The sequence below is a fragment of the Nitrococcus mobilis Nb-231 genome (assembly GCF_000153205.1).
Lineage (GTDB): Bacteria > Pseudomonadota > Gammaproteobacteria > Nitrococcales > Nitrococcaceae > Nitrococcus > Nitrococcus mobilis.
The window spans coordinates 2,761,613-2,778,298 of record NZ_CH672427.1; the positions used below are offsets into that span (position 1 = coordinate 2,761,613).

The following is a 16,686-nucleotide window of genomic DNA, read 5'->3' on the forward strand; positions in this document are numbered from 1 at the left end:
GCAGGAAATGGCGCATTCCCAGGTCGAGAGCATTCGCTGCCTGCTGATTCCGGTTGTCGAACATAATTTGTTATTGCCGGCCGGTGTAGTGGCCGAAGTCGTTGACTATCAGGAGCCTGACCCCCTTCCCGATCATCTCGCCGATCAGGAATGGTTGCTTGGTTTCGCAGGTTGGCGTGATCAAAAAGTACCATTGATTTCCATGGAGGCGGTGATGACCGGCGAGCGTGCCGCGCCAAGCATCCGGGCCCGGATTATCGTTTTAAAGGGATTAGGTCAGCGATCACAGTTGCCGTATTTCGGTATGCTGACGCGGGAGTTGCCGCGGTTGACCACCCTCTCCGAACCGACCGTTGAGCGTTTAGACGAGTTTGCGCCGCAACCGGGAATTCACTGCCAAGTGCTTGCTGGAGGCGAGCCGGCGTTGCTGCCGGACCTCGAGGAGATCGAATCGCAGATGCATACAGTTTTGTTCGGCTGAGCTCCTCAGTCACTTGCGTTTTGGGCGGGGCACTACCCTAGCGCTAGGGGATGACTCGAACGGGTGGGATGATCTGCTCGGTTCGGTCTTAACCTGAGCTACCGCTGCGGTGTGCTTGTTACGGAGTCGCGTCATTTTACCCTGGGAGGGCCTTTGCAGGATTTGCGAAGGCCCTCCCAAGATACGTGAGTGTGGCTCAGTAGCGGTAATGATCGGGTTTATACGGACCGGTCACGGGTATCCCGATATAGTTGGCCTGTTCTTCGGTCAGTTCAGTGAGCTGAGCATCGATTTTCGCCAGATGCAGCCGTGCCACTTCTTCGTCCAAATGCTTTGGCAGCACGTAGACCCGCTTCTCGTAGTCCCGTTCGCCGCGGAACAGCTCTATCTGGGCTAGGACCTGGTTGGTAAAGCTGTTGGACATAACAAAGCTGGGATGGCCTGTGGCGCAGCCCAGATTAACCAGCCGTCCTTCGGCGAGCAGGATGATTCGCTTGCCGTCCGGAAAGATCACATGATCTACCTGGGGTTTGATGTTTTCCCAAGTATATTGCCGCAGGCTGGTGACATCGAGCTCGCTGTCGAAGTGGCCAATGTTGCACAGGATGGCTTGATTTTTCATGCGCAGCATATGGCCCTGATCGATCACATGGTAGTTGCCAGTGGCCGTGACGAAAATGTCGGCTTGTTCGACGATACCGGGTTGCTCTAGATTGACCACGCGGTACCCTTCCATGGCGGCTTGCAGCGCGCAGATCGGATCGATTTCAGTGACCCACACGGTGGCGCCCAAGCCGCGCAACGACTGCGCACAGCCTTTACCGACATCGCCATAGCCGCAGACGATGGCGATCTTGCCGGCAATCATGACATCGGTGGCGCGCTTGATGCCGTCGACCAGTGATTCGCGGCAGCCGTAGAGATTGTCGAATTTGGATTTTGTCACCGAATCGTTGACATTGATTGCCGCGAACGGCAGGCGCCCTTCCTTTTCCATTTGATACAAGCGGTGGACACCGGTGGTCGTCTCTTCGGTTACCCCGCGGATGCTCTCGAGCAGCCCCTGGTAAAATCCCGGTTTGTCTTTGAGCCGCTGGCGAATGGCTGCGAATGCCGCGCGTTCCTCCTCATTATCGGGGTTATCCAGCACGCTCGGATCGGCTTCTGCACGAGCCCCTAGAGTCGCCACCAAAGTGGCGTCCCCGCCGTCGTCAAGAATCATGTTGGGGCGGCGGTCTTCCGGCCATTCCATGATCCGATGAGTGAACTCCCAGTACTCCTCCAGGGTTTCACCCTTGTAGGCGAATACCGGGATACCCCGCTGGGCGATCGCTGCAGCGGCGTGATCCTGGGTGGAGTAGATGTTGCATGAGGCCCAGCGCACCGTGGCGCCGAGCTCGACCAGAGTCTCGATCAGCACCGCGGTTTGTATCGTCATGTGCAAGCTACCGGCGATGCGAGCACCTTTGAGCGGTTTCTCAGCGCCGTATTTCTCCCGAAGCGCCATCAGGCCGGGCATTTCCGTCTCGGCGATGGCAATTTCCTTACGACCCCAAGCGGCTAGGGTCAAGTCCGCAACATGGTGATCGGTTCGGGTGCTTTCCACGACAGCGTTCATGGTGTTTCTCCATACCTGAACCGAGCGCCGTTGGTTTAAAGGTCCCGATAATCGCCGAGCCTGGCAGGAATCCAAGACGTGTCCTGTTGCAGCGCTCCTCGGCGAGATCGACCATTTCTCGCATAAGCAGGGCGTTAAGGTGAATGTGTTTAGGTGAGGGCGAAGCATGCCATGCTATGAAATCCCTTTTCCCTAATCGTTTGCTTTGGGTAGAACAACTCCTGTTCCTTGCGCTATACGCCCATTGCACCGAACAGCATCGTGCCCTGTCGACTATAATCCGGCGGCTTCCCGCAGCATCTCGGCTTTGTCCGTTCTCTCCCAGGTGAAGTTCTCCTCCTCGCGGCCGAAGTGTCCGTATGCGGCCGTTTCCTGGTAGATCGGTCGAACCAGATCAAGCATCTTCAGGACCGCGTAGGGGCGCAGATCGAAAAACTCGCGTACGAGCTCTACCAGTCGAACCTCGGATAACCGGCCCGTCCCGAAGGTCTCGATACTGATCGAGGTGGGCTCGGCCACGCCGATTGCATAAGAAACCTGAATCTCGCAACGCTCGGCCAAGCCGGCGGCGACAATGTTCTTGGCGACGTAGCGGCAAGCGTAAGCAGCCGAGCGATCCACTTTGGATGGATCCTTGCCGGAGAATGCGCCCCCACCGTGACGTGCCATGCCGCCGTAGGTGTCGACGATGATTTTACGACCCGTCAGACCGCAGTCTCCCACCGGGCCGCCAATGACGAACTTGCCGGTGGGATTGATTAGATACTTGGTCCGCTGGTCGATCCATTCACGCGGAAGAATCGGCTTGATGATCTCTTCAATCACCGCCTCGTGCACATCGGCTTCTTTGATCTCCGGGGCATGTTGGGTGGAGAGCACCACGGTCTCTATTCCGGCCGGTCGGTTATCCGCGTAACGAAAAGTGATCTGACTTTTGGCATCCGGGCGCAGCCAAGGGAGTCGCCCACTTTTGCGTACATCGGCCTGGCGCCTGACGAGGCGGTGCGCATAGGTGATCGGTGCCGGCATCAGGACGTCCGTTTCGTTAGAGGCATAACCAAACATAAGTCCCTGATCGCCTGCTCCTTGTTCCTCCGGTAGCTGTCGATCGACTCCTTGGGCGATATCCGGTGATTGCTTGCCGATGGCGTTGAGCACCGCGCAGGCATCGCCATCGAAACCCATGTCGCCGTGGTCATAACCGATCTCTTTGACCGTCCGGCGCGTTAATTCCTCAAGATCCACCCAGGCGCTGGTGGTAATCTCGCCGGCGATGATGACCATGCCGGTCTTCACCAGCGTCTCACAAGCCACGCGAGCCTGCCGGTCTTGCGTGAGGATCGCATCCAGCACGGCATCGGAAATTTGGTCTGCGACCTTGTCCGGATGGCCCGCGGATACGGACTCTGATGTGAATAGGTATTGATTGCTCATTGTTTCGACTCTCTTGGCCTGATCCGATCGAGTACTGGCCACGGTCCGCTGTTGAGTCCTATCCGAGCCAGGCACTCAAAAGGCCGTATTTCGTAGGAAAAGGGATAACTAAAAATGTGGGTATCGGCACGGTCAAGGCGGTTTTACATCCGACCGTGCGGCATTGCGTGCATTGCTGGAACCTCCCTTTTCCGTGACCAAGCGCCAAACCATCGTCGCTCTAGGTGTGGGGCGGCGCACTACGTTAGGGCCTGTTAACATCTCTTCCGAATTGTGGGAGAGGTTAATGGTTTATCGCAATCGGCCCAACGATAAAGAACCGTGCCGCCCAAGCGCATGGGTTTCATTGTGGCATAGGCTTGCGAATATAAGAGACTTTCCGTCGCATCGCGGGTAGCTTAAAAGGTTCTCCCAGTTCGCCAACAATTTCAAGTCAAGCGATCGGCTCTTTTGAGAATGTCGCCTTGCCTGAGCTGGGCATCTCGGCGAGAATTACGCGCTTGCCAATGCGGGTGCTATAGGCGGTGCTCGCGCCTACGTTATTACAGGCTGCCCTACAGGTGGCGTCTTTGCGGTCCTGCTTAAGAGCCAACAATCGGATCGGGAGCTAGTGAATGCCATCGCGCCGAGAACTTGCCAACGCCATCCGTGCGCTCAGCATGGATGCCGTTCAGCGTGCCAAGTCGGGTCATCCGGGTGCCCCTATGGGCATGGCCGATATCGCTGAGGTGCTTTGGAACGACTTCCTGCGCCATAACCCCGGCAATCCGCAGTGGTGCAACCGAGACCGTTTCGTGCTGTCCAATGGGCATGGTTCGATGCTGCAGTACGCGCTATTGCATTTGACCGGCTACGGTTTGACGATCGGCGATTTGCAGCAGTTTCGCCAATTACACTCCAAGACGCCTGGCCACCCTGAATTTGGCTACACTCTCGGCGTGGAGACGACCACTGGACCGCTCGGCCAGGGGTTAGCCAATTCGGTGGGAATGGCGATTGCCGAGAAAGTCCTGGGTGCACAATTCAATCGACCAGGGCATGCCATTGTCGATCACTACACGTACGTTTTCCTCGGTGATGGCTGCCTGATGGAAGGCATCTCCCATGAAGCGTGCTCGCTTGCCGGTACCTTGGGGCTTGGCAAACTCATTGCAGTCTACGACGATAACGGCATCTCCATCGACGGCAAGGTGGCGGGCTGGTTTACCGATGATACGCCAGGCCGGTTCGAGGCCTACGGCTGGCACGTAATTCGGGAAATCGATGGGCACGATGCCGAGGCCGTGAAGGCAGCCTTTGAACAGGCCCGCAGCGTTGCGGATCGACCCACCTTGATCTGCGCCAAGACCATAATTGGTTTTGGTGCACCGAATGTCTGTGGCACCCACGGAGTGCACGGTGCCCCGTTGGGCGATGATGAGATTCGCGCTACGCGAGAGTTTCTCGACTGGCCGCATCCGCCGTTCCACATCCCCGAAGCAATCTATGCGGGTTGGGATGCACACGAGAGTGGCGCACGCTGGGAACGAGAGTGGGATGAAATTTTCGCAGACTATAAGCGAGCCCATCCTGAGCTGGCGCGTACTTTCGAGCGCCGTATTCGCGGTGACTTGCCGGGATCTTGGCAATCGCTGGCACGGGAGTTGGTACAGCAAGCCGATGAGCAAAGGCGAACTGTAGCCACTCGGAAAGCCTCGCAAATGGCGTTGAACGGGTTCGGCCAGCATCTGCCCGAGTTGATCGGTGGCTCCGCCGACCTCACGGAATCCAATAACACATGGTGGGATGACTGTACGGCGGTGAGCCGGCAGGACGGCGACGGCAACTATATTTATTATGGCGTGCGCGAGTTCGGCATGTCAGCCATTGTCAACGGCATTGCGCTTCATGGTGGTTTCGTGCCTTATGCCGGCACCTTCCTAGTATTCTCAGATTATGCGCGCAACGCTGTGCGTATGGCGGCTCTGATGAAGATCCGAAGCATATTCGTCTATACCCATGACTCCATTGGTCTAGGAGAGGACGGGCCGACGCATCAGCCGATCGAACATCTGGCCACTTTGCGTTTGATTCCGAACATCAGCCTTTGGCGGCCGTGCGATGCGGTGGAGACTGTGGTCGCTTGGCAAGCCGCGCTGGAGCGTCGTACCGGGCCTACCTGTCTGAGTCTGTCGCGGCAGAATTTGCCCCACCAACCGCGTGAACCCGGGCAGCTCGAGCAGATTCGCCGCGGTGGCTACGTATTGCGCGACGCCGGGCCTGAGCCGCAGGCAATCATCATCGCTACCGGGTCTGAGGTGGCGCTTGCCGTAGACGCCCAGGAACGCCTGGCCGCCGAGGGGTATCGTGTGCGAGTGGTTTCCATGCCCTCAGTGGATACGTTCCTTGCCCAAAATGTCGCTTATCGGGAGTCGGTCTTGCCGAGCGCCATCACAGCTCGGCTGGCTATAGAGGCCGCTGTGCCCGATTCCTGGTTGCGTTTCGTCGGCCCGCAAGGCCGTATCCTTGGATTATCTGCTTTCGGTGAATCGGCGCCGGGGCCGGATGTTTATCAACAGTTCGGTTTGACCGTCGATCAAGCGATCGAGACGGTCAGGAATTTGCTCTGAGCCCTGACGTATACCCAATCATTCTAGTCAGCTTGGGAGGTGACCATGGCCATAAAGGTTGGTATCAACGGTTACGGCCGTATCGGCCGCAATATTCTACGCGCTCTCTATGAGGCGGGTCGCACGGACGAGATTCAAGTCGCGGCAATCAACGATCTTGGCGATGCCGAGACGAACGCGCACTTGACACGCTATGATTCGGCACATGGCAAGTTTCCGGGCACCATCGAGGTCAGCGATGGCAATCTGGTGGTCAACGGTGATCCCATTCGTGTCCTCTCCGAGCGTGATCCCGGTAAACTTCCCTGGGGTGATCTTGGCGTGGATGCTGTGCTCGAGTGCACTGGTTTGTTCACTACCGGAGAGAAGGCGGCGGCGCATTTGGAGGGAGGCGCCAAAAAAGTCGTGATCTCGGCTCCGGCCAAAGGTGTGGATGCCACGGTGGTGTATGGCGTCAACGAGGACACGCTCGCCTCCAGTCACACCGTGATTTCCTGCGCCTCTTGCACGACGAATTGTTTGGCCCCGCTCGTCAAGGTTCTGCACAATGCCGTTGGGGTGGAGCATGGTCTGATGACCACGATCCACGCCTTTACCAACGATCAGGTCCTAAACGATGTGTACCACCAGGATCTGCGTCGGGCCCGTAGTGCCGTGATGTCGCAGATTCCGACCAAGACCGGAGCCGCGGCGGCCGTCGGCTTGGTGCTGCCGGAGCTCAACGGCAAGTTGGACGGCTTTGCCGTGCGCGTTCCGACCATCAATGTTTCGCTGGTCGATCTGACCTTTAGGGCGAGCCGTGACACCTCGGTCGAGGAGGTCAATGGCGTGCTCAAGCAAGCTGCGCAAGGTCCGCTGCGGGGCGTGTTGGCGTACAATGACGCGCCGTTGGTATCGATCGATTTCAACCATGACCCGCATTCGTCGATTTTCGAAGCGACCTTGACCAAGGTCACTGGCGATCGTCTGGTCAAAGTCTGTTCCTGGTACGACAATGAATGGGGATTCTCTAACCGCATGCTGGATGTCGCAATCGCCTTGATGAAAGCGAAGTAGGCTGGCATGCAGTGACGAGTATACGCATCGGATGCGTGCCGAAGGTGCGCGTCCGGTCGCGTTTTGGTATCGGATCGGGTACGGAGAGATTAAGGCTTATGGGCGTGCTGCGCATGACCGATTTGGATTTGGCCGGCAAGCGGGTTCTGATTCGGGAAGACCTCAATGTTCCGGTGAAAAATGGGGTGGTTACCGACGATACACGGATTCGGGCCTGCCTGCCCACCATTCGTGCTGCGCTCGCAGCATCGGCGAAGGTCATGCTCATGAGCCATTTTGGACGACCCGAGGAAGGCCGCTTCGACGAGCGCTACTCGCTCGCGCCGGTTGCCGAGCGCCTCTCCGAGTTGCTCGAGCGGCCGGTGCGGTTGGCTCGGGAATGGCTCGAGGGCGTGCTGCCCGCCGCCGGCGAGGTCGTTCTTTGCGAAAACGTGCGCTTCAATAAAGGCGAGCAGGCGGATGATGCCGCTCTGGCGCAGCAAATGGCCGCGTTGTGCGACATTTACGTTATGGATGCTTTCGGCACCGCCCATCGCGCCCAGGCTTCTACTCATGGAGTTGCCCGGTTCGCCCCGCAGGCCTGCGCGGGGCCGCTGCTGATTGCGGAGTTGGATGCGCTGAGCAACGCCTTTGAGCAGCCGGCCCGGCCCATGGTCGCTGTCGTGGGCGGCTCGAAGGTCTCTACTAAACTGACCGTGCTCGAGTCGTTGATCGATGTGGTCGATTCACTCATCGTTGGAGGCGGTATTGCCAACACCTTCATCGCGGCCGCCGGTCACCCGGTCGGCCGATCGTTGTATGAGCCGGATCTGGTGGATACCGCCAAGCGACTTACGGCGAGTGCCACGGCGAAAGGAGGCGCAATTCCGCTTCCTGTGGATGTTGCCTGTGCCAAGGCGTTCGACGAAAAGGCCACGGCGCTTATCAAGACCCTCGATCAAGTGGCAGAGGATGATCTCATTCTGGACATAGGGCCACGTACGGCCGAGCAGTATGCGCAAGTTCTCAAGGGAGCCGGCACGATCGTCTGGAATGGGCCGGTTGGTGTATTCGAGTTTGACCACTTCGGTGATGGCACCCGGGTACTGGCGGATGCCATCGCCGCTAGCGCCGCGTTTTCCCTTGCCGGTGGGGGTGATACGCTGGCGGCGATCTCCAAATACGGTGTCGGTGACAAAATCTCCTATATTTCTACGGGAGGCGGTGCGTTTCTGGAGTTTCTCGAGGGTAAGAAGCTGCCTGCTGTCGCGGCCCTCGAGGCGCGGGCCGGCTGATTTTCCCATTCGGCACGGGGTAGGCATTAGATGTGTTACTTGAAACCGGGCAGTGCCTTCGGTCAGCACCCTTTAAGTAAGGCTACGCGACGGCTGCGTGCTCGGCGTTGGAGTGCTGAATGCGTTGGAATATTGATTCGCAGCTCTCGCCCCTGGGTGGCGCACCGCTGCGATCCTCGAGAAATTCGATGAATTCCATTTCTTTTAAGGGAGGGCGTCGGCGCTGATTCTCTCACAGAGGAAAAGGTAGGCTATATGGTCCGTCAGACCAAGATTGTCGCAACTCTGGGGCCTGCAACCGATCGTGAGCCCGCTTTGAACAGCGTGCTGCGGGCGGGCGTCGATGTGGTCCGCTTGAATCTCTCCCATGGCAATCACGATGAGCATCGACAGCGTGCAGCTAAGCTTCGGCGCGCAGCTCAACACCACAACCGGGTGGTCGGATTGCTGTGTGATCTCCAAGGGCCCAAGATTCGTATCGAAAACTTTCGTGACGGCATGGTGGAGCTGGTCGAGGGGCAGCGATTTTTCCTTGATCCTTCGCTAGCGGAAAATGCCGGCACCCAAAGCGGTGTCGGTGTAGGCTACGCCGATCTGCCACAGGATGTCGTTGCCGGGGACGTGCTGCTACTCAACGATGGGCTCATTCGCCTGAGCGTCGATCGAGTGGAGGACTGCCGGATTTTTACCACCATAGAGATTGGCGGTACCTTGTCGGGCCACAAGGGCATCAATCGGCTCGGTGGTGGGCTCTCGGTTGGTGCCCTGACCGATAAAGATCGTCTGGACATCAAACTCGCAGCGGAGCTGCAAGCCGATTACCTGGCGGTTTCCTTCCCCAAGGGGGGCGACGACATCGAGGAGGCGCGCGAGTTACTGCGCGCCGCCGGTGGCGATGCCGCCATCGTTGCTAAAATTGAGCGCCGCGAAGCAGTAGATAACTTGGCCGAGGTCATAAAGGCGGCTGATGCGGTGATGATCGCGCGCGGCGATCTAGCCGTGGAAATCGGCGACGCCGAACTGCCGGGTGTGCAAAAGCGCATCATGCGGTTGTCCCGAGAACGTGATTGCGTTGTGATCACCGCAACTCAGATGATGCAATCCATGGTGGATCATCCGATGCCCACGCGTGCCGAGGTGTTGGATGTGGCCAATGCCGTTTTGGATGGAACGGATGCGGTGATGCTGTCAGAGGAATCCGCAGTAGGGCGTTACCCGGCCAAAGCCGTTGCAGCCATGGCGCGCGTGTGCGTTGGCGCAGAGCGCTATGCTGAGGAGGCACACCCCCCACTTTCGGGTCCGGAACCCCACTACACGCGTATTGACGAGACCATTGCCAAAACGGCAATCGCGGCGGCCAACCAGCTTAGCGTGCGGGCCATCGCTGCCATGACGGAATCCGGTGCTACTGCGCGGTGGATGTCGCGTATCAGCACGGACATCCCGATCTACGCACTCTCCGAGCAACCACGCACTCGCACCAAAGTGACGCTCTATCGGGGAGTGCACCCGATCAATTTCGATCCAGCTGGGCGCGATCACGTCGCGGCCAATCGCGGTGCAGTCGATGAACTTCTCAAAGCGGGCGCCATTCGCGAGGGTGATCTGGTACTGATTACCAAGGGGGATTTGGCTGGTGTTCAGGGCGGCACCAATACCATGAAAATCGTGCGGGTGGGCGATCCCATTCCAAGTGACTCAATGTAACGTTCCGGGGGCCGAGACCAGTAGCAGTTTCTTTTGTTAGCGTGCCTTTGCCGGCAGTAAACTGGCGTTCAGGGTTTCATCAGTCCGCCTCGACCAGTCGCCGCTGTGCCTCCCGGTATTTCTCTGCGGTCTGCGCAATGATCTTCGCCGGCAGACGTGGACCGGGAGTCGTCTGATCCCAGGCCAGTGACGCGAGGTAGTCGCGCACGAACTGCTTGTCGAAGCTTGGCGGCGAGCTTCCCGACCGATACTGATCCGCGGGCCAGAAGCGCGAGGAGTCCGGAGTCAAGATCTCGTCGATGAGCAGCAGTTGACCATCGTGATCGCGGGCGAATTCGAACTTGGTGTCCGCGATGATGATGCCGCATCGGCGTGCGTAGCTGGTGGCCTCATTGTAGATTTTCAGTGTCATGCGGCGCACCTGCTCAGCGGTATCGTGACCGAGTATCTGCACAGTTTGAGCGAAATCGATGTTTTGGTCGTGACTGCCCGCAGTGGCCTTCGTGGCGGGCGTGAAAATCGGTTCGGGAAGCTGATCGGCCTGTTGTAGGCCCGGAGGTAAGGGTATGCCGCAGACTTGGCCGCTGCGCCGATACTCGTTCCAGGCCGAACCGACGAGATAGCCGCGCGCTACGGCCTCGATCGGTAGGGGTTGCAGTCGTCTTACTACCATTGCCCGGGATTGCACCTGGCGAACTTCGCTGGCCCGGGTCAGTACTGACTCGAGGGGATCTGCCAGGAGATGGTTGCCGATGATAGGGCGCGTTCGCTCGAACCAGAAGCGGGACAAAGCCGTGAGTATGATGCCCTTTCCGGGTATCGGATCCGGTAGGATGACATCAAACGCCGAAAGACGATCGGTGGTGACGATGAGCAGACGCGCATCGTCAATCTCGTAGATATCCCGCACCTTGCCCCGTTGGACGAGCCGCAAGTCGGTAAGTTGGGATTTGAATAAGGTCTCGGGAACGGTTGCCATGAACGGTATCGCTGTGGGCCAATCTTTTAGTTGGTTAATGTATGCGAGCTTATTATATTCCGGGTGGCTGCGGCCGGAAATGACTCGCGGTGCTTAAATGCGGTGCTGTTTGCTTTTCTAATATAATGTGTTGTGGCCTAAAGGGTGCGTTCGGGCGAGGGGAGATGATGGTGCATAGAAGTGGAGCGGCTTTCCGCGCGCTGCGCATCGCGGTGCTCACGATATCCGATACCCGTGGGCTCGCCGAGGACCGCTCTGGTGATGCGCTTTGCCAGGGGATCGCCGAATCCGGCCATGAGCTTGTGCAACGCGAGCTCGTGCCTGACGATGTCTATCGAATTCGCGCCGCCGTGTCGGCTTGGATCGCCGATCCGCAGGTGCAAGTCGTACTTTGCACGGGCGGTACCGGCTTCGCAGCGCGAGACCGCACGCCCGAAGCCTTGATCGTATTATTTGATCAAGAGGTTCGGGGTTTTGGCGAGCTGTTTCGTCAACTCTCCTTCGAGGAGATTGGCAGCTCGACCCTTCAATCGAGAGCTTTGGCCGGGTTTGCCAATCGAACCCTCATCGCCTGCCTCCCGGGCTCGACGGGGGCTTGTCGAACCGCGTGGAATCGTATCCTGCGCGAACAGCTGGATGTGCGTCATCGTCCTTGCAATCTAGCCGAGCTGGTGCTACTGGAAGAACGAGATGAATTAGGGAAGCTTAATTGATCCGTTTGCCCAGAGCCCTTCGGCCAGCGCAGGAGAGCCCTGCCGAGGAGTATTACTTAAGATATTTGCTCTATAAAATTCTGTTCGTGCTTCGACAAACCTATTCTGAGCTTAGTCGAAGGGTTTAGCATCACAGGGATTTTCTCCAAGTTTTCTTAGCATGTGATGAGTTCGTCAGTTTGCAGCGTTTAGTGGGCTCGGAAGTGCGTGTCTTGAGTAGCAAAGCGGCGTTGTAGCCGCAGACAGCCGAGCCGAGCGTGGCTTATCGGAGGCGGTGGACAAAAGCGGCGCAATAAGTTTATCGTTTCCAGCCCGGCTAAGGTTTTAAATAAAAATTATTATTTGCTACGGTTGGCATTCTAGGGGGTGGTATGGGAAGCCGTACCCAAATCGACGGGTTTATCGATATGAGCCTGCATGCTGACGGAGTCGAGGGGGTCCAGCGACTCTGTGCGGCGCTCGGCGAGGCCTACGGTTTCGATCATTTTATCTATGGTGCCAGTTTCCCCACCTCTTTGATCAAGCCCGCCGTGCTGGTTATCAGTGGCCACCCCGAGGCTTGGCGAGACCATTATCAGGCGTGTGGCTACCTTGCGGTGGATCCAGCCGTCCAGCATTGCACACGCAGTATTCGACCGTTGATTTGGCAGGATCTAATGTTGGATCCGAAGATAGATGAAAAACCCTTTACGGTTATGCAAGAAGCACGCGAATTTGGTCTGGTCAGCGGTGTAAGTCTTTCCATTCGTGGTAGTCGTGGCGAACTCGGCGTGCTGAGTTTTTCCAGCGAGCGTACGGCACAGCAAACGCGCTCGGAGATCGATAGTGCAATTCCGGATTTATACCTGCTCTCCGCCTATGTTCATGAGGCGGTCGGTCGGTTGGTTACTCAGGGCTCGTTACCTTTCAACCGGCCAGAGCTCACCGCTCGTGAACATGAGTGCTTGCTTTGGGCTGCCGAAGGTAAGACGTCTTGGGAGATCGCTCGCATCTTGGGAATCAGTGAGCGTACTGCGATTTTCCATCTGCAGAATGCGGCTCGGCGGCTGAATGCTTCTAGCCGCCAACAGGCGGTGGCGCGTGCAGTTTCACAAGGTTTGATTAGTCTGCAGCTTGGTTAGTTTAAGGTTCTCTATGGAAACTCTTATCAAGCACGTTCTTGTCATTCCGGTGAAAGTTGCAACTCAATCAAATTACTAGCTATCTGGCTATTATAAAATCAATATGTTGCGAACTGGCTAGGCTAACCTCCGACAGACTGCCAACGTCACGGCTGCGCAGCGATTTCCGGCCAATCTTTCGATAATTTGTTGAAACATATGTATTTCGTGCTTCTAGCTTTGTAAAAAGCTCCAGAAAAATATGCTTCTAAATCAGTTTGTTAAGCGTTGACTGGGAATTGCTGACGGCTGTGTGTTGAAAAAGTTTTGCACTCGCGAGCGCGAATCAACTCGCTTTCCCAAGATATTTTTGCTCAGGGCGGGTTTTGGCAAGTAATTTGCTACTCCTAGTGAAGAAAAAATGCTGCGCAACTGTAATATCTTACAGTTATGGGCTTGTTGCTGTTCCCGTTTACTGGAGCTTAGCGGCAAAAAGCAATAGGCGCAAAACGGGGATGTAGATGCATAAAACATGTATTGGAAGAGCATCCGATAGTATCTTCTCCCATGAGTCACTGCGGCAGTTGTATCGGTTTCGCCATCAGATCTTCAAGGAACGACTGGGTTGGCAGATTCCGAGCCGAGGCTCTCTGGAATGGGATAGCTATGATGAGCTCGATCCCGTGTATGGCGCGTACTATCGTCGAGGGGCGATCATCGGTGCGTTTCGTCTGTTGCCGACCACCGGCCCCTATATGTTGCGGGATATTTTTGCCGAGCTGTTACGAGGGGAACCCCCACCTTGCGCCGCTGATGTATGGGAACTGTCGCGGTTTGCTGTGACGCCGGTGTGCGGCGACTCCAGGGCGCAATTGACCTGCTCGGAAGACATGTTCGAGGTGTTGCGCGCTTGCTACGATTTCTCTTGCTCCAACGGTATCCGGCAACTCGTATTGGTTACCAGTGTAGCCGTTGAGCGGATGTTGCGTGGCGTTCGTGTTCCGCTCGTGCGGTTGGGTGATGGTAGGCCGACGCAGCTTGATAAGGTGCTCTCCGTTGCGTGTCGGGTCGCGATTACCGATGAGTTGTACGAAGTGCTGCATCCGTTGTGTTATGAGAGCGCGCTCGAGGGAGCAGCATGAAGTACGGTGAGGTATTGGCTCAGCTGGGGGCTTACCATTGAAGGAAGGCGGGCCCTAGGCTCTCGATACGCTCTCCCCGGCGCATGAAGGCCTATGCGCAGGCCTCGAAGCACCGGCCAGTCGATTTGCGATGACGGTGCCTGCAGGCAGAGGGTGCCCTCACCGGTTGGCCGGCGCCGCATGGTAGCGTCGCGCCATCATGTCAATAGGGTGTATCTGGCTTGTTATGAGAACAGCAAGGTTTCTGACGGGCATGGGCAAGGGTGACGATCAATGGCTGTTCGAGTGCCACGCACCGGATCGCGAGCGTTTCGTTCACTGACACGATCTAGCGTCTCGGGAAATGTCCCACGGCGAGGTGGGGACCGTACCCCTTGTAGGCCCAGCGCTTTTATCGAATCGGATGGGCGGCTGACGCAGAGCAATACGGCGCTCGCGCAGTTGCTCGGCTATGGCACCGAAGAGATCGAGGGGCGGTCTGTAACCGAGCTGGTACAACCTGATTTTCTGGGGCGATTGCGGTATGCGCGCGAGCGCTTGTTGCAGCCCGATTATAAGTGCTGTGGTGAAACCCTGTTGCTGGACTGGTTCAATCGCCAAGGCCAGGTAGTATCTACCCAGGCGAGCTTGGAGCGGGTCAGTGGCGAGCATCGATTAATACGGTTGCAGCTTGAATCCGGGGCCAGTCCGGGCAAGTGCCAGGCCGATGCTTCCGCGGCGCCGGGATGGTTTCGAGGGATGGTAGAAGCGGCCACAGATGCCATGCTGTTGGTCGACAATTGGGGGGTCGTTCGGTTCATCAACAGCAGCGGCGAGCGGCTTTTTCGGCAGCCGCGCAGTAGCGCACTCGGCAATAGTGTGGAGCAACTCCTCAGTATGCCAATACCCGATATGAGCACGGCCGCACGCACTGTGACCGGGTTGATCACCGATACCCTTCGGTTGCGTTGCCAGGAGCAGTTGGCCCTCTGGGGGGTAGGTGGGGATGGCAGTGAGTTCTCGGCCGTGGTGAGCGTGATTCCGCTTGAAGGTCTCTCCGAGCCAATGGCGCTGCTGCAGGTGCATGATATTACCGAAGAGCAGCAGCGCGAAGCCCGATTGCGGCATCTGACCAATTTCGATCCGGTGACGGGATTGCCCAACCGAGCGCTTTTCACCGACCGGCTTAGAGTTGCTGCAACACGCTGTACCCGCGGAGAGAACAGTCTTGTATTGGGCTACATCGATATCGATCGGTTTAAGGATTTCAATGAGACGCTGGGCCATCGTACCGGCGATGATGTGCTACGCGAGATCGCGCGGCGCCTCAAACGGCATGTGTGTGATGAAAACACGCTGGCTCGTCTCAATGGGGACGAGTTTGCACTGTTGATCGAGGGAAGCTATACCGCCAACGAAATTAAAATCTTGGCACGAGGCATGTTGGATTCCCTCGCGCAGCCTTTTTTTATTGCCGGTCATGAGTTATTTGTCACGGCCAGCGCCGGTTTCGCCGTCTACGATTGTGTCGGTGACGAAGCCGGAGATTTGCTGCGTAAGGCCGAGATCGCGATGTATCGCGCGAAGTCGCAGGGTCGTAATAACTTTTGTTTCTACAGCGCCGCTTTGGAAGGTGGTGTCTCCGAGCGCCTGCGGTTGGAAGTTGAACTGCGTCATGCTTTGGAGCGTCAGGAGTTCATCCTCTATTACCAGCCTTTGGTCGAGGTGAGGGGCCATAGAGTCATCGGGCTCGAGGCACTGTTGCGCTGGCAGCATCCACAACGTGGGCTGATCGGGCCGAGCGAGTTCATTCCGGTGCTGGAGGAGACCAAGCTGATCGTGCCCGTTGGCGAATGGATAATGCATGAGGCTTGCCGATTTCTAGTCGCCTTGTCCAAGGATTTCGGGCGTTCGTTGCGTTTGGCCGTGAATGTTTCCGCCGAGCAGATCCGCCATCCTGGGTTTGCGCGGTCGGTTGAACGAGCACTGCTCGCTAGTGGTTTGCCAGCCTCGGTATTGGAACTCGAACTCACCGAAACCTTGCTCATGGACCACACTGCGACGGTGCATGAAAGCCTGGCGGCCCTAAAGCAACTCGGCGTTGCCATTTCTGTGGATGATTTCGGTACCGGTTACTCATCTTTGGCTTATTTGAAGCGCTTCCCGGTATCCGCGCTCAAGATCGACCGTAGCTTCATAACGGATGTCGCAGGTGGTAGCGATGATAGGGCCATCGCGGGTGCGATCATCGCTATGGCGCGCAGCCTTGGTTTGGGCGTGGTGGCGGAAGGGGTCGAGAGTGAGAGTCAAGCGCGTTTTTTGCGCCGGTGGCCGGAACTCATCGTACAAGGCTATTTTTTCGCACCCCCGTTGCCGCCCGCCGAGGCGCGTATTCGCTGGGCGGGCTTGTGGACCTACCGAAAATGAGCGATTTGCTCTGGGCTTGATCTGCGTGTCGCGCTAAGCTCCGGTTTGATCAGGGAAGGAGATCGGCTCTGCGGACGCTATCGGCCGGCGGTCACGGCTGAAAATTAGCTGCGATTAAGGTAGAGTACCCTACCCTTAATTAGAGCAGCGAGTTCGGGGTGAATACG

General features: G+C 57.3%; 12 protein-coding genes and 1 riboswitch. Of the genes, 9 read left to right on the forward strand and 3 right to left on the reverse strand.

The genetic code is table 11. The annotated features are described in order from the left end of the window. Positions 1-7 precede the first annotated feature (7 nt). The gene (locus NB231_RS12560) at positions 8-481 is read left to right on the forward strand and encodes a chemotaxis protein CheW (protein WP_005003432.1); all 474 of its coding nucleotides are present in this window, start codon (positions 8-10) and stop codon (positions 479-481) included. 196 nt (positions 482-677) lie between these two features. Here NB231_RS12560 and ahcY read toward each other — a convergent pair whose 3' ends face one another. Both ahcY and metK read right to left on the reverse strand, forming a co-directional pair. Next, positions 678-2,099 carry an adenosylhomocysteinase gene (gene ahcY / locus NB231_RS12570; RefSeq protein ID WP_005003433.1) on the reverse strand — a complete coding sequence of 474 codons (1,422 nt, stop codon included), beginning with the start codon at positions 2,097-2,099 and terminating at the stop codon, positions 678-680. A 15-nt stretch (positions 2,100-2,114) separates the two neighbouring features. Beyond that, positions 2,115-2,205: riboswitch (S-adenosyl-L-homocysteine riboswitch) on the reverse strand. 167 nt (positions 2,206-2,372) lie between these two features. Then, positions 2,373-3,533, reverse strand: a complete 1,161-nt coding sequence (gene metK, locus NB231_RS12575; RefSeq protein ID WP_005003434.1) for a methionine adenosyltransferase — start codon at positions 3,531-3,533, stop codon at positions 2,373-2,375. 614 nt (positions 3,534-4,147) lie between these two features. Between metK and tkt the strand changes: the two genes are divergently transcribed. The 4 genes from tkt to pyk all read left to right on the forward strand — a co-directional run bounded on the left by tkt (position 4,148) and on the right by pyk (position 10,179). Then, positions 4,148-6,142: a transketolase gene (gene tkt / locus NB231_RS12580; RefSeq protein ID WP_005003438.1), complete on the forward strand. Its 1,995-nt coding sequence runs from the start codon at positions 4,148-4,150 to the stop codon at positions 6,140-6,142. 45 nt (positions 6,143-6,187) lie between these two features. Then, entirely contained in the window at positions 6,188-7,198 is a 1,011-nt protein-coding gene (gene gap / locus NB231_RS12585; RefSeq protein WP_040662366.1) for a type I glyceraldehyde-3-phosphate dehydrogenase, read from the forward strand. A gap of 98 nt (positions 7,199-7,296) precedes the next feature. Then, positions 7,297-8,472 (forward strand): phosphoglycerate kinase, encoded by a 1,176-nt coding sequence (locus NB231_RS12590; protein WP_005003440.1) that lies wholly within the window; start codon positions 7,297-7,299, stop codon positions 8,470-8,472. Between the two features lie 255 nt (positions 8,473-8,727). Next, on the forward strand, positions 8,728-10,179 hold the full coding sequence (gene pyk, locus NB231_RS12595; RefSeq protein WP_005003444.1) for a pyruvate kinase: 1,452 nt from the start codon (positions 8,728-8,730) through the stop codon (positions 10,177-10,179). A 79-nt stretch (positions 10,180-10,258) separates the two neighbouring features. Here pyk and NB231_RS12600 read toward each other — a convergent pair whose 3' ends face one another. Next, complete coding sequence (locus tag NB231_RS12600) at positions 10,259-11,158, reverse strand: phosphoribosylaminoimidazolesuccinocarboxamide synthase (protein ID WP_005003445.1); 900 nt, start codon at positions 11,156-11,158, stop codon at positions 10,259-10,261. 164 nt (positions 11,159-11,322) lie between these two features. Here NB231_RS12600 and moaB point away from each other — a divergent pair, with 164 nt between their 5' ends. The 4 genes from moaB (at position 11,323) to NB231_RS12620 (ending at position 16,519) form a co-directional block, all read left to right on the forward strand. Continuing rightward, a complete protein-coding gene (moaB, locus tag NB231_RS12605; RefSeq protein WP_005003448.1) occupies positions 11,323-11,871 on the forward strand; it encodes a molybdenum cofactor biosynthesis protein B in 549 nt (182 codons plus the stop codon). Between the two features lie 371 nt (positions 11,872-12,242). After that, positions 12,243-12,992, forward strand: coding sequence for a LuxR family transcriptional regulator (locus NB231_RS12610; RefSeq protein ID WP_005003450.1), 750 nt, complete (start codon positions 12,243-12,245; stop codon positions 12,990-12,992). A gap of 500 nt (positions 12,993-13,492) precedes the next feature. After that, on the forward strand, positions 13,493-14,113 hold the full coding sequence (locus NB231_RS12615) for an acyl-homoserine-lactone synthase (RefSeq protein WP_084766330.1): 621 nt from the start codon (positions 13,493-13,495) through the stop codon (positions 14,111-14,113). Between the two features lie 273 nt (positions 14,114-14,386). Then, positions 14,387-16,519 (forward strand): sensor domain-containing protein, encoded by a 2,133-nt coding sequence (locus tag NB231_RS12620; RefSeq protein ID WP_084766331.1) that lies wholly within the window; start codon positions 14,387-14,389, stop codon positions 16,517-16,519. Positions 16,520-16,686 lie beyond the last annotated feature (167 nt).

Coding starts and splice junctions, on each gene's coding strand:
- NB231_RS12610 (WP_005003450.1), top strand. CDS start 12,243: ATGGGAAGCCGTACCCAAATCGACGGGTTTATCGATATGAGCCTGCAT.
- NB231_RS12615 (WP_084766330.1), top strand. CDS start 13,493: ATGCATAAAACATGTATTGGAAGAGCATCCGATAGTATCTTCTCCCAT.
- NB231_RS12590 (WP_005003440.1), top strand. CDS start 7,297: ATGGGCGTGCTGCGCATGACCGATTTGGATTTGGCCGGCAAGCGGGTT.
- NB231_RS12560 (WP_005003432.1), top strand. CDS start 8: ATGGCGCATTCCCAGGTCGAGAGCATTCGCTGCCTGCTGATTCCGGTT.
- pyk (WP_005003444.1), top strand. CDS start 8,728: ATGGTCCGTCAGACCAAGATTGTCGCAACTCTGGGGCCTGCAACCGAT.
- moaB (WP_005003448.1), top strand. CDS start 11,323: ATGATGGTGCATAGAAGTGGAGCGGCTTTCCGCGCGCTGCGCATCGCG.
- ahcY (WP_005003433.1), bottom strand. CDS start 2,099: ATGAACGCTGTCGTGGAAAGCACCCGAACCGATCACCATGTTGCGGAC.
- gap (WP_040662366.1), top strand. CDS start 6,188: ATGGCCATAAAGGTTGGTATCAACGGTTACGGCCGTATCGGCCGCAAT.
- NB231_RS12600 (WP_005003445.1), bottom strand. CDS start 11,158: ATGGCAACCGTTCCCGAGACCTTATTCAAATCCCAACTTACCGACTTG.
- tkt (WP_005003438.1), top strand. CDS start 4,148: ATGCCATCGCGCCGAGAACTTGCCAACGCCATCCGTGCGCTCAGCATG.
- NB231_RS12620 (WP_084766331.1), top strand. CDS start 14,387: ATGGCTGTTCGAGTGCCACGCACCGGATCGCGAGCGTTTCGTTCACTG.
- metK (WP_005003434.1), bottom strand. CDS start 3,533: ATGAGCAATCAATACCTATTCACATCAGAGTCCGTATCCGCGGGCCAT.